The organism is Pseudoalteromonas sp. SWN29, assembly GCF_015864465.1.
GTDB lineage: Bacteria > Pseudomonadota > Gammaproteobacteria > Enterobacterales > Alteromonadaceae > Pseudoalteromonas.
Genome location: NZ_JADYXE010000073.1, coordinates 1 through 14113 on the forward strand (window position 1 = coordinate 1; position 14113 = coordinate 14113).

Annotated in this window: 11 protein-coding genes; 8 read left to right on the forward strand and 3 right to left on the reverse strand. The window is 36.1% G+C overall.

The window, feature by feature from the left end:
* Nucleotides 1-151 precede the first annotated feature (151 nt).
* The 3 genes from I6F53_RS18975 to I6F53_RS18985 form a co-directional block, all read right to left on the reverse strand.
* Nucleotides 152-613 (reverse strand): REP-associated tyrosine transposase, encoded by a 462-nt coding sequence (locus tag I6F53_RS18975; RefSeq protein ID WP_197240794.1) that lies wholly within the window; start codon nucleotides 611-613, stop codon nucleotides 152-154.
* Between the two features lie 361 nt (nucleotides 614-974).
* Nucleotides 975-2573, reverse strand: coding sequence for an ABC-F family ATPase (locus I6F53_RS18980; RefSeq protein WP_197180451.1), 1599 nt, complete (start codon nucleotides 2571-2573; stop codon nucleotides 975-977).
* 236 nt (nucleotides 2574-2809) lie between these two features.
* The gene (locus I6F53_RS18985) at nucleotides 2810-3460 is read right to left on the reverse strand and encodes a substrate-binding periplasmic protein (protein ID WP_197240795.1); all 651 of its coding nucleotides are present in this window, start codon (nucleotides 3458-3460) and stop codon (nucleotides 2810-2812) included.
* A gap of 248 nt (nucleotides 3461-3708) precedes the next feature.
* On the opposite strand from I6F53_RS18985, the gene I6F53_RS18990 reads away from it, so the two are divergent.
* The 8 genes from I6F53_RS18990 (at nucleotide 3709) to I6F53_RS19025 (ending at nucleotide 14070) form a co-directional block, all read left to right on the forward strand.
* Entirely contained in the window at nucleotides 3709-4950 is a 1242-nt protein-coding gene (locus tag I6F53_RS18990; RefSeq protein ID WP_197240796.1) for a UPF0149 family protein, read from the forward strand.
* Nucleotides 4951-5164: 214 nt separating this feature from the next.
* Nucleotides 5165-5761, forward strand: a complete 597-nt coding sequence (locus I6F53_RS18995) for a class I SAM-dependent methyltransferase (RefSeq protein WP_197240797.1) — start codon at nucleotides 5165-5167, stop codon at nucleotides 5759-5761.
* Nucleotides 5758-6858 carry an HNH endonuclease gene (locus tag I6F53_RS19000; RefSeq protein ID WP_197240800.1) on the forward strand — a complete coding sequence of 367 codons (1101 nt, stop codon included), beginning with the start codon at nucleotides 5758-5760 and terminating at the stop codon, nucleotides 6856-6858. The genes I6F53_RS18995 and I6F53_RS19000 overlap by 4 nt, the downstream gene beginning before the upstream one ends.
* Before the next feature lie 676 nt (nucleotides 6859-7534).
* Nucleotides 7535-7864, forward strand: coding sequence for a hypothetical protein (locus I6F53_RS19005; RefSeq protein WP_197119051.1), 330 nt, complete (start codon nucleotides 7535-7537; stop codon nucleotides 7862-7864).
* Entirely contained in the window at nucleotides 7861-9231 is a 1371-nt protein-coding gene (locus tag I6F53_RS19010; RefSeq protein ID WP_197180443.1) for an ATP-binding protein, read from the forward strand. Before I6F53_RS19005 ends, I6F53_RS19010 begins: the two co-directional genes overlap by 4 nt.
* Nucleotides 9224-12043, forward strand: a complete 2820-nt coding sequence (locus I6F53_RS19015) for a Z1 domain-containing protein (RefSeq protein WP_197240798.1) — start codon at nucleotides 9224-9226, stop codon at nucleotides 12041-12043. The genes I6F53_RS19010 and I6F53_RS19015 overlap by 8 nt, the downstream gene beginning before the upstream one ends.
* Nucleotides 12036-13013 (forward strand): PD-(D/E)XK motif protein, encoded by a 978-nt coding sequence (locus tag I6F53_RS19020; protein ID WP_197119830.1) that lies wholly within the window; start codon nucleotides 12036-12038, stop codon nucleotides 13011-13013. The genes I6F53_RS19015 and I6F53_RS19020 overlap by 8 nt, the downstream gene beginning before the upstream one ends.
* Complete coding sequence (locus tag I6F53_RS19025; RefSeq protein ID WP_197240799.1) at nucleotides 13006-14070, forward strand: AIPR family protein; 1065 nt, start codon at nucleotides 13006-13008, stop codon at nucleotides 14068-14070. Before I6F53_RS19020 ends, I6F53_RS19025 begins: the two co-directional genes overlap by 8 nt.
* Nucleotides 14071-14113: the final 43 nt, after the last annotated feature.

A 14113-nucleotide genomic window follows, 5' to 3' on the forward strand; every position in this document is an offset into this window, starting at 1 on the left:
ATAAAAAACCAAGAAGCGTTTAAGCTCCAAGAAAGTTAAATACGACCTTGAAGCTTAAAATGAGAGATGGTATCTACAAGTTAAATCAAACCTCAGTGTTAAATTTTGTGGTAGGCGTAGAGCTTGCTCACGCGAGAAGCGTAGCTTCTAATTACTTAAGCTCACCATCACAAAGATAAACACAATCCCAAAATGGATATTCACCAACATCATTTACAAGCCCAGCGCGTAACGGATTTGAAACGATATAGCGTGCTTGATTAATTAAATCATCTTCTGCTCTCAGCTGGTGCTCAAAATAGTTTTGTTGCCAAACTGGCCCTGTGGTGCAATTGAGCTTATTTATTTTCACAGTGGTAATACTTTTATACTGCTTCATAACATCAGCAAGCGGTAAATCTTTCAATTGAAATAACCAATGAAGATTATCTGGCATTAAGGTATAACAAATTGTATCCACCTTATTTTGCATATAAACCAAGCCTCTTGCCGCAATACATGCATTTTCAAAGTTCTTAAATAACGGAATTCTTTGTTTTGTGCATATTGTTACAGAGTAAAATTTATTTTTAGAGGAGTGGCGCCCAATTAATAATTTTTTAGAAGAATGCATAAAGGTTTTAATTTATTGGTTTTTATAAATATAGATAAAAAAGGGTATTCTACAGGTTAAATCAAACCTCAGTGTTAAATTTGGCGGTAGGCGTAGAGCTTGCTCACGCGAGAAGCGCAGCTTCTAATTACTTTGTATATAGAAGTAGGAGTTAATGTATGTGTGTTTTAAAAATCTTGTAAAAGCTGCGTTTTTAAACGCCTGCAAGCAGCGCGTCTACAGGTTAAATCAAACCTCAGTGTTAAATTTTGTGGTAGGCGTAGAGCTTGCTCACGCGAGAAGCGCAGCTTCTAATTACTTAATCACACATAAAAAACGGCGCTAAATTTAGCACCGTTTTTACAAGCAATTAAAAAAGCGTTTACGCTTTTTTCTCTTCACAACTTGCAAGGTATTCGTCAAACGTACCTTGGAAGTCGACTACTTTTTTATCTTTAATATCAATAATACGCGTCGCTAATGACGATACAAACTCACGGTCATGGCTTACAAAAATAAGCGTACCTTCAAAGTCTTTAAGCGCATTGTTAAGCGCTTCAATGGCTTCCATATCCATGTGGTTTGTTGGTTCGTCCATAACAAGCACGTTAACGTCTTGCATCATTAACTTACCAAATAACAGGCGGTTTTTTTCACCACCAGAACAGTTACGTGCTTTTTTGTTTGAATCGTCTGCTGTAAACAACAAACGGCCTAACATGCCACGAACCATCAAATCGTTATGCTTAGCTGTACGCCATTGCGACATCCAATCAAACAACGTTAAATCGTTTTCAAAATCTTTAGTGCTGTCTTGCGGGCAATAACCAAAGGTCGCATTTTCAGACCATTTAATTTCGCCTTCATTACTTTTAAGCTCATCTACTAAACAGCGTAAAAAGGTTGTTTTACCTACGCCGTTTTCGCCGATAACAGCAAGCTTAGCACCAGCTTCAAGTAATAAATCACCGCCAGTAAATAACATTTCGCCATCAAAACCATGGCCAATCTTGTTAACTTCAAGCGCTTGACGATACATTTTTTTACCTTCGTCAAACGAAAGCGATGGGCTCATACGGCTTGAAGATTTAACTTCATCAAGCTTAATTTTATCCATTTTTTTAGCGCGCGAACTAGCTTGTTTAGCTTTAGATGCGTTAGCACCAAAACGGTTAACAAAGTCTTGTAGTTCATCAATTTCAGCGCTCTTTTTAGCGTTTTCAGCTAAAAGTTGCTCGCGTTGTAGGCCCGCAGCGTCTAAAAACTTCTCATAGTTACCAGGGTAAATACGAAGCTCGCCGTAATCAATGTCGGCCATATGCGTACATACCGAGTTTAAAAAGTGACGGTCATGCGAAATAATTATCATCGTACATCTACGTTTATTTAGCTCGTTAGCAAGCCACGTAATTGTATGAATATCCAAGTTATTGGTAGGCTCATCGAGTAGCAATATGTCAGGGTTTGCAAACAACGCCTGTGCTAAAAGCACGCGTAGTTTCCAACCTGGTGCTACGTTTGCCATTAACCCGTAATGAAATTCTTTATCGATACCCGCTTCAAGCAAAATTTCTTCTGCACGGCTTTCTGCTGTGTAACCGTCCATTTCAGCAAATACGCTTTCAAGATCGGCTACTTTCATACCGTCGTCTTCGCTCATTTCTGGCAAAGAGTAAATACGCTCGCGTTCTTGTTTTACTTTCCAAAGCTCTACGTCGCCCATAATTACGGCATCAACTACGCTAAACTCTTCAAAAGCAAACTGGTCTTGGCTTAGGTTACCTACTTTTAACCCTGGAGTAATAGATACATTACCCGCACTTGGAACAAGCGCACCGCTTAAAATTTTCATGAAAGTCGACTTGCCGCAGCCGTTAGCGCCAATTAAACCGTAACGGTTACCGTTACCAAATTTAGCTGAAATGTTTTCAAACAACGGCTCTGCGCCAAACTGCATCGTAATATTTGCGGTGGAGATCAAAAAGGGTAATCCTAGATTAGTACTGACAGGAGTACGCTGCAGCAACACGCCACAAACAAGAACCAGACAATAGGGTAAATTAGCTGGCGAATTATACAGATCAGCCACAACGAATGAAAGATAAAAGGCAGCTAATTTATAACCAAGCGTTTGCGCTAATAAAAACAAGCAAAAAACACTGCATTGGTTAAGTAAATAATGCCAATAATAAAGCGTTCATCACGCTCCAATAACTGCTATTCGAAAATTGCTTTGAGCGCTGCTTCGTTATTTTTTATGTGCTTATTAATTATTTTAAGTTCATTAATTGACACCGTTTTTTTGCTAAACATTAAATAAATATCGTCTTTATTTACATACTCAATGTTGGTGACTAATTTTATGTTCGAGTTTTCTTTGGCAAAATAAGCACCCACTAACTCGTCTTCAATAGCAAAATCAATACGTTGTTTATTAAGCATTTCAAAGCGTTTACTGGTTGCACTGGTGTATTCAATTTGTTTTTTATGTGTTGTTTTATATTGCTCAAACTCTTCGCCGTAGTAGCTTCCAAAGTTAGCGCCTATGGTTAAACCTTGGTCAAAAATATCAGCCAAACTTTTAACTACATGCGTATTGTTTTTGTTTTCGTATAAACGCATAACCTCAGTACGATAGCTAACAGTATAGTGAGCGTATTTAGCACGTTTTTCGGTATAGCTACCAGCCCAACCCAAATCTATTCGGCCATGTCTAACTTCAGTACCTTTAAATACATTACTCATGCCTATTACATACGGCGGCCAAAAGGCATCGTGCGAAGCAACGCTAAAGGTCCTGTCACAAGCAAATGCATTTATTTGAGCGGTAAACAGCACACATAAAAATATGGTTATTATTTTATTCATTGCGCCTCATAGTTATTATTTTTGCTCATTATTACAACAGTATAAACCAGCTTTTATGTTTTAGCGGCGCGGGTTTGTGTGAATATGTAAATAGCTCGTAAAAATGTATTTGAGGATAAAGTAACCTAGGTATAGTTATTGGTCACCTAATCTAAAATTGTATTTATTGTGTGAATTTAACAGTCATATTGTTGGTAACCTTATCTACGGGTACACTAATTATAAATTTATACATAGCAGGTCACATTATGTCGCCAACTAAAATACGCAACAATGTTATAAAACTCAGTGAATTAAGTACTAAAAAACCAAATTACTATTTTATACAAGGTTATTTAATGGGGTTAGGCGCATTACCCCTAATGCTCACCCCGAGTGAATGGCAGCCTGATTTATTTGGAGATATTAACCTTCAAAAAGAGAGCGAGCTAAAATATCTCGAAAGCTTAATGGCACTGTATAACCAAAGCATGGATAAAGTAATTCAAAACGAATTAAAAATGCCAGCAAAATGCAGCCTATCCAAGCAAGACTACCGGGATTCGCTAAAGCCGAATATGCCCCTATCAAGTTACTGTAAAGGGGTTTTACAGGCGCTTAAACACATAAATAAACGTGCACTTAATGCACTACAAAAACAGGCTGCTGATAGCCTAAGTGGCGTTTTAAAAGCTTTTACTAGCGAAAAAGCAGCGGCAAAAGTATTTGGTGAATTTGCCCAATACAATGCTCAAGAATACAAACGTAATTATGTTTATTACATGGCCGACGCTATTTTTGAGCTTCGCTTTAGTAACGACCTAACTTTAAGCGATGACGATGAGGCACAATTTAACAACAGCTTTTTAGACGAAGAATCAAATGAATTAGATGAGCTTGATGAACTACTTGAACTGGTTCTTGCCGACACAGAACTAAAAGCACTTGAGCCAATGCAGATGCTTTTAGAAATGATGGAAGGGCACATTACAAAGCAATTTATTAAAGACAACACAGGGCACTTTTGGGGCTTGCACGAAACCCGCCCCTATATGATGCTTCGCGCGCATCGAGCAAAAATACACGCACTGCACGGCTATACCCAAAAAGCGCAGTCAGAACTCGAAGAGTTACTAAAGCTAAACCCAAACGATAATCAAGGTAATCGCTTTTTATTAATGAATTGCCTAATAATTAATAAAAAATGGGACAAGTTAGACGCTCTATTGGTTAAGTCCGACAGTGAAGAGCTACACGCAACAGTAAGCCGTGCGCTAAGTGCTTTTGTAAAACATGGCGATTCAAAACCAGCTAACGATTACAAAAAAAAGCTCCAGCAGCTAAGTAAACACTTTGCCAAAATACTCACAGGGCAAGAAAAACTAAAAGAACAACAGCCGCCATATTACAGCCCAGGCAGTAAAGAAGAAGTAGTGGTTTACCTTGATTCATTAGGTAAGCAGGCGTGGATTTCGGTTCCCGCGAGCCTTTTTTGGTTGAGAAAAAAGTAATAACTAAAAGCGTAACTCAAAAAATGCTAAGCGCGATTTTATATCGCGCTCAGTGCTCAACATCAGCACTTAGTAACAACGGCGTATTAATTTGAAAATTTCTACTTATTAAGCCTATATTTAATGCGCTTGTTCCTGTAGATTAAACAAATAATGAATGCAGTATTAACAGTGCCTTAGCTGTTAAACGATTAGCCAAGGAGCGGTGAGTCTCGTGTCAAACACCACACTTACTTATTACAACCAAAATGCCAAAGCCTTTAGCGACTCAACACTTAACGTTGATATGTCGGCGCTTTACGCTGAGTTTTTACCGCACGTTGCACAACACGGGCGTATTTTAGATGCCGGTTGTGGCAGTGCGCGTGATGCCGCATTTTTTAAAACACAGGGTTTTACTGTGAGTGCGTTTGATGCAAGCCCAGAGCTGGCAGAGTTGGCAAGCAGTTACTTACAACAACCTGTAGCGGTTAAAACATTCCAAGATCTAAATTGTGTAAACCAATACGATGGTATTTGGTGCTGCGCTAGTTTATTACACGTTCCAAAGGCTGAGTTACCGCAGGTGTTTTTAAATTTACAAAATGCGCTTAAACCGAATGGTGTTTTGTATGTATCGTTTAAATATGGCGATACAGAGCGTGTGCACAATGGTCGTGAATTTACCGATTTAAACGAAACTGCTTTAACGCATTTACTTAGCAATACGCAGTTAAAAGCTATTAAACAATGGCAAAGCGTTGATCAGCGCCCAGAGCGCGAAAGTGAAGTGTGGCTAAATGCGCTTATAAAAGTAGTGCACGTTTTATGATTGGAGCAATGCAGCAACAGCTCGACTTTATTGCGTATATTCAGCGCTTATTAGTTGAAGGTGATTTTAGCGCTACTTATAAGTTTGCACTTTTACATGCACTGGCTGATATTAGTATCGAAAAACATCACGCCGATCCGCAAGCACAGTTACAAATAAAGTTTGATGAATTAGTCGACAAATTTATTACTTTATATTGGCACCAAGCATCGCCATTTGGTGCAATTGGTAATAATAGAGAGCAACTACTTTTACAAAATACCAACTCTAATAAACAAGCCAAGATTATAACTACGCTTCATGATGCAAAATTAAATAATATTAATTCTATTAGCCAATTAAAAAAGAGCCAAGGTTGGAATAATATATGCGGTTCAACACTAAAAACCATTAAAGACGGCCCGCTTTGGCTATTACAAAAATTAAATGGCAAAGAAGAGTGTTTCTTGTATCCCCATATTAAAGGCCAATCATACATTACCTTAAATGAAGGTATTGCAGGCTGCTTTAGGCGTTTTTACGACCTAGTTGTTTATTTAGCAAAAAACGCATGGCTGCAAAAAATTCAAAGTATTAAGCATAACCAAGCCTTAATTGGCCCACAAAGCCAATTACATGACTTTTTATTTGGCTTCGATCGCAATGCACTGAGTAAGGCCAAGCCTGTGTTGATAGAGCTTCAGCAGGGTAATTGTTTTTACTGCCAAAAACCATTGAACAGTAAAACCGAGGTTGATCACTTTATACCGTTTGCTCGCTACGCAAATGACCTAGGTCATAACTTTGTGGCAGCACACAGCACCTGTAATAACAGTAAAAGTGACTTTTTAGCTGCGCAACTTCACCGTGAACGTTGGCAAGAACAAAATTTAGTGATTAATAGCCAGTATTTAACAAATGAACTCAGTGATTACTTTAATTGCGATTCAGATAAGTCACTTTCGGTTAGCGATTGGGCGTATCAGGTTGCACAGGCAAATAGTGCAAAGTTATGGGTAGCGAAAGGCAGTTTTGAAAAAGCAGGCGGTTTTAAATATCAACAGCCAAGTGCTGGGCTGGATTTAGTAGCAGAAGAAAAGCCAAGGTATGACGTGTAATACAGAATTTGTAGTTTTTGCTGTAGGCGGGAGTTTATCTCGCGCTTTTGGGTTGTAGGCGCAGAGCTTGCTCGCGCGAAAAGCGAAGCTTTTAAATTTCGGTGTAATTAATGTGTAGGTGCGATTTTATATCGCGCTCATAAATTGGTGTTTTGATGTGGATTTAAAGGATTAAAAACCTCTATTCGAGGTTATATCGCGTTGGCGATGGCAACCAAAGGGCGGCTGCCGCCGACCGCCCTTTGGAATCCCACGGCGCACCCGAGGATCATACTGTATCTTCAACTTACGTTAATGATGTGAACGTAACCAGCGTAGATAGGCCATCCATGGCCAAGCTACGCTTTTTACAGCATCCATGCTGTAAATTACTCATCATTAACTAAGTTTCAGGTGTGATCACGGGGAATTGGAGTGTGTTGGTAGTTGGATGTTTAATTTTTTTGTAGATTGCAAAAAGTTTATAGATCTAATGTAAATGTATTAATATTTATCTCATTTGGACTGTCTTTTACCCAAAGGTTCATGCTAAATTTATTTTAGGGACAAGATTTTACTGATTGTTTTAAAGCCATGGATTGGTTCATATAAACCTCCGATCCTTATATATTTAAGTGAAAGTCACTAAATCATATTTTTAAAACTTTATTTTTATTGGTTTATTAATGGTGTGCTTATGGATATAAAGTTAATTGACTGTGCTGTTAAGATTGCAGCATGTGTTTGTGGTAAAGATGGTGTTATCTCTCATACTGAAGAACTCGCTATCTATGAGTATGTGAACACTAGATTCTCAGAATATTCACAAGAAAGGTTTAACGATACATTGGATGAATTTTTTGATGAGAACCATCAAATTGAAATGTATTTAAACAATATAACGGATATAAATTTAAAAAAATTTATAATTAACTTATGTGAATTTAGTGCGGGTTCTGATGGTCTCGATATTAAAGAAAATATTGCACTAGACAAAGTTAAAATCGTTTTAAGTGAGGGACTATGAGCTACTTTGCTGATGCCTCACCAGATCCTAGGTCACATATTAAAACACTTATGCGTATTGGTTACACAATGCCTTCTGCAATATCAGATATTATTGATAACTCCCTCACAGCTAATGCGTCCAATATAAGTATTTACTCATTACCAAGCCTTGCTGAACCTAATATATCCATTCTAGATGATGGAGTCGGGATGTCTCCACAAGAATTAATTCATAATATGAAAATAGGCTGTAAAGATCCTAGTGATGAAAGACTGAGAGGGGACTTAGGGCGATTTGGTTCTGGTATGAAAACAGCTAGTTTTTCACAAGCTAGAAGGCTAACTGTATTTTCTAAGCGTCAAGGTTATCCTATGTGTGCGGCTGTTTGGGATATTGACCAAATAGAGAAAGAAAATACTTGGTGTTTAGAAATTTTGGATGAAAATGAAATTTTGCAACATCCTCTATTATTGCTTAATAAAGAAATGATTCAGGGAACTCAGATTGTCTGGGAAAAATTAGCATGTCTAAATAAAACAAGTCATTCATTGGATACAGATACTGTTTTAGCTGCAGCATTAAGTGAATTAGATTCTTATATTTCTTTGCATTTTCACAAGTTTATGGAAGGCAAAGAAAAGCGTAACTTCTTTATAAATAATAAAGGGTTACATCCAATAGATCCATTTATGACAAAATCTCCAGGATATCAAGAAGGGCGCTCAGAAAAGCTAAGGTGCAAAGGTGGATATATTGAAATCAATACTCACGTACTACCACACTTTAAAAGAATGGAGACTAAGCCACTTGAAAGGTTAGGAGGGGCTAATGGAATTGTACAAAATCAAGGCCTTTATATTTATCGTGAAAATAGATTAATTAACGCAGGCGGATGGCTTGGTTTGGCAAAAACCAGTCAATTAGGGGCTTTAGCAAGAGTTGAGGTAAATGTACCTTCTTCTTTAGATCAGGAATGGTCAACAGATGTAAAAAAAGCAAGTTTGCAGCTCCCTCCTAGAATTAAAAAAGAGCTAAGGAAGTTTCTTTCAGATCCAATAAAAAGATCTAAGCGAGTATATACCTATCGTGGAAAACAAGACCAAGCTAATAAATATTGGGATATTCAAGAAAACGAAACAAACAAAGTCATCAGTTATCAGATTTCACCCGAGAATGAAATTTTAATGGAAATACTCGGCAATTTAGATAAAAGCCAAAAGTCACTATTTATTAATTATCTAGGCCAACTTGCAGAAAATTTACCTCTTAATCATATTTACCAAAAAATGTCAGAATCTCCTAAAGATATAGTCCAAGAAAATGTAACGGACTATTTATTAGAATCTATTTTGAACAAAGTATTTGAAGGCTCAAGTAATGAATAATAATCTTTTTGATCAATTAGTATTATCAATTTCAGAAAGGCTAAAAGCTAGCCGGAGCACAGGAGTTAATATTACCCCTGAATTAGTTAGTAAAAATGTAATAAGAACTTTAGCTGAGCTTAAAGAAGACGCGCCAAAGGTTGAGTTTAATGACTCTGATATAAAGGCATTAATCTTTAATATATCCAACGTGTTTACAATTACTGTGGATGAAGAGCTAGTTATATTATCAGATACTCTGATTCAAAAATGGTTTGATTCATCCAAAAAAGATATTGAATGGGGTCATTGGAGTGCTTATGAAAAAATGCTCAAGAAACAAGCACGATCCGAAGCTACAATTAAAGCAAATGAAGATGTAATTAATGCTGTGCTTGATTGCTCTGGAGATCCTCGCAGGCAAGGTCCTTGGGCTAGCAAAGGACTGGTAATGGGTAATGTTCAATCAGGTAAAACACAAAATTATATTGGGCTAATAAATAAAGCGATAGATTGTGGGTATAAGACAATTATTTTACTTGGGGGTCATCTAAACGATCTAAGGCAACAGACTCAAGAACGAGTTGATGAGGGGGTACTTGGTAGGGAATCCAAGCATTTAATCGATATAAAAAAGGGAAAAACATCTCCTATTGGCGTTGGGGAGTTTGGGATAAATAATGTTAATTCCGGTACTACGACAATTGGTGACTTTACTAAACCGTTTGCAGATAAGCTTGGTTTCAGTTTAAGTGGTTCAGATCCTGTTATTTTTACAATAAAAAAGCACTCTGGGGTAATGAAACGGCTTCACGAATGGATTAGAGACCACCATTACTTAGATGTGAAAGAAGGTAAAAAATTAGATAATCCACTTTTATTGATTGATGATGAAGCCGATTATGCAACGGTTAACACTAAACATCACAGAGAAGAAATAACAAGTACAAATGAAGGTGTTAGAAATTTATTATCTTTATTTAACAAGAGCACTTATGTTGGTTATACAGCAACCCCATTTGCAAATATATTCATAGACCCAGATGAGAATACATATTCAGATGAGGATGACTTATTCCCCTCTGATTTTATGATAAAAATTCCCGCACCAAATAATTATTTAGGTCAGAAGTACTACTTTGATGGTTCTTCAAAGGCAATTATTCCGTTAGAAGCTAATAATTCATTATACGAACTAAAAAAAGATAGTGTAATAACAAAAATACCCAAGTCTTTGCGAAAAGCTGTACGGGCTTTTTGTTTAGTCTGTGCTATCAGAGCTATTAGAGGGGATGATAAAGCACACAGCTCAATGTTAGTAAATGTTTCACATCTAAAAGATCACCAGAATAAACTTGAACTTTTGATCCAGGATTATTTCGATGAATTGAAAAATGCATATACAGCCTACTCTGGGCTTGGAATGATAGGTGTTAGATCTAATCCGTTGCTCAGTGATTTAGAAGATACTTTTTATGAAATATTTAAAATAAAAGAAAACTATTCGGATGTATTTAAATACTTGGTTACTCCATTTGACGAGATAAAAGTATCGGCCATAAATCAGTCGAATGGCAAGAATGATAAAGTTTTGGATTACTCTACAAATAGAGAGAATGGGTTAAAGGTTATTGTTATTGGTGGGCATAAACTTTCACGAGGACTTACTTTAGAAGGTTTAGCAATATCTTATTTTACTAGAAATTCAAAAGCTTATGATACTTTAATGCAAATGTGTAGATGGTTTGGTTATCGACCTAATTATGACGACCTTTGCCGAGTATTTATGTCTAGGGAGTCTGAAGCTTGGTATTCGTTCATAGCGGAAGCAATTGAAGAACTCTACAGTGAATTAGGGATTATGCGAGATAGATCCTTCACGCCAAGAGATTTTGGTTTGAAGGTAAGAGAGCATCCCGGCGCAATGATTGTTACAGCAAAGAATAAGATGGGATCCGCTGTTTCGGAAGTTAGAACTCAAGACTTGTGGGGGCAAATTTTAAGGAGATTTAGGTTTAAGAGTGATATTAATCAAAACTCCATTAATTTAAAGTATACAAAAGATTTTTTAAGAAAATTATCAGATGATCGGAATGGCAAATTTTTTAACAAAGTTCCCATGATGTATAAAGATCCAAGAACTAGTTCATTGATTTTTTCAGAAGTTGGCTATGATGATGTAATTAACTTTATAAATAATATAAATCTTCCTGAAGATGATGTAGGTAATAAAGCACTGATACATCAGTTAAAAGAAATGAGTAAAGATAATACAATTCCTAAGTTTAAAGTTGCTATTTTTAATCAAAAAAATATTGGTAATACAACTTGGGAAAAAAATATCGATGACCAGTCTGAAATTGATTTTATAAATACACCATACGACTTGTTAGGTGAAAATATAAATATGCCTAAGAGATTATTACTCTCTAATGGCGATACATTCTATAAACCAAGTGTAAATCTAGGTAATAGTGATGATGAAAAAATATTTTTATCCGAAGAAGAACGAGATCGAATCAAAAGTATTAAGAATAATGCAGTAAGTTATGACTACATAGCATCACCAGATAGAGATTACCCAACTTTAATTATTTATTTTTTTGCAGTAGCAATTGATAAATTAGAGCAAGATAAAGACTCTTACAAGTTAGGGCACGGAAAAATGCCAACGGTGGGTTTTACAGTCGCAATACCTAGGCCTGAACATTTAAAAGGTAAGACTCAAAAAGAACTTAAGAAATTAGTAAAAAATACCAAATATAGTTATCAATTAAATAAAATAGCACAGCGCCTCAGTATTAATTTCATTGAGGAGTACACAGATGAGTAGTTATGATGATTTTTTTAGTAATGATCCTTGGAAGTGTATAGATAAGCCATGCTATCCAGAAGGGCACCGATTATATTTAGATGATGAACGCCTATGGGTTTCGATGGATACTAATGGGCATATACTTTTTTTTATTCACGACAATATCTCTACTGAAATAAGTCCACCAGAAAATTTAGCTGGTATCAAAATTGATTTCGTTAAATATATGAATAACGCAAGTCGATTAGTATGCACCTTAACTTCAAATGATCCCGATCTTAAAAGTAAGTTTATTATAGTTACTAAAGACATTGCGTATAAGTGCTCCGGTTTAAAAGGTCGAGTTCTATTTAAAAAAGTCTTGGATCTAATCGATTCTTGGGCTAGTTTTTTACAGCCACAAAGAAATGGTTTATCAGAGAGTGAATATATCGGTTTATGGGGAGAGTTGTATACTTTGGCTGAGTTTGTTTTAAAAAATTACAGCCCATCAGATGCAATGAGGTTTTGGGTAGGCCCCGAAGGGAAAAAGCAGGATTTTACGTTTAATAAATTAGCGATTGAAGTCAAAACCACTTTTTCAAGTAATGCTCGTTCAATAACAATAAGCTCTTTAGAGCAATTAGAGCAGATAACAGAAAAGTTGTATATCTTACATATTGTAGCAAATCCCTCAGATAATCACGTTGGTCTATCTTTGGAGGAGTTATATGAAAAGTGTAAATGTTACATAAGTAAAGAATTTACATGTGAACTTATTTTCTTTCAAAAAATTTCTGATATGTATGCTAAAGCTACGGTAAAGCAATTGAATAATAAAAACGTATTATTATCTGAAACTATCTATGAAGTTACAGATTCATTCCCTTGTTTAAGACCAATAGATATACCCAGCTCCATAGTTAATGTTAAATACGACTTGCTGATTTCGTCTATTCGTGAATATGAAAGCAAAAAGTCAGTTGAGGAGGTAATTAAAAATGGATGATATTTTAGAATATAAAAATGAGTTGTATAGCATTTCAAATATTGATGCCGATAAAAATTCTATTTTTCCAGAAGAAAGCTTTTTTGAGCATGTGAGCGAAATGCTTTCTGAGGCGGGTATAATGGATGATGTCGAATATTGTCCGTACCGGAATACGCGTAAAGGCATGCGATTAGATGGATATAGTTGGAACGCCTTAGAAAAAACTATATGTGGGATAATCGTTAATTTTACAAATGAAAAAGATTACATAGAAACGCTTATTAACTCTCAAATTAAAGATATAAGTAAGAAAGTAACAAAATTCTTCGAAGGGAGTATAAATAAAGACTTTATAGAAAGTATGGAAGTGACAGATCCGGGCCGATACGCTGCGCAAGAAATAAGTCATTATATTGAAGATGCTCTCAAAATTAGAGTAGTTATTTTTACAGATCAAAAGCTTAGTGACAGAGTAAAAAAACTATCAATTGGTGAAATATTAGACAAGGAAACTTCGATAGAGATTTGGGATATTGAGCGATTAAAAGAGCTCTCATATTCAGATTCCGACTCAGAAGAGTTTACTGTTGATATTAAAGCTCTAGGTGGAGAGTTAAAAGTATTGCCTGCTAATAATTTAGAAAATGGTGTAAGCACATATTTAGGTATTATGCCGGGAACTTTATTAAGTGATATATATGATGAGTTTGGACAACGATTACTAGAAAGTAACGTAAGAACATTTCTTGATTTTAGAGCTGGTACTAACAAAGGAATGAGAAAGTCGCTTTTAACAGAGCCAGAAAGATTTTTTGCATATAATAATGGCCTAACAGTAACAGCTACAAGTATTAAAACCGAAATTGTTGATGGTCAAACGGTCGTCACTGAGTTGGAGAATATGCAAATAGTTAATGGCGGGCAAACAACAGCTTCTATATATTTCTCACCTAAGGATAAAGGAAAGCTAAAGGGTGTAGATCGAGAGTATTCTTATAGTGAAATAGATTTATCTAAAGTTTTTGTCCAAATGAAGTTAACCCCCCTGTGTCAGGATAGTTGTCGCCTCAATTAATTTACAAATAAACAGGGCGCGGTAAGTTAAAGTAAGTGAATTA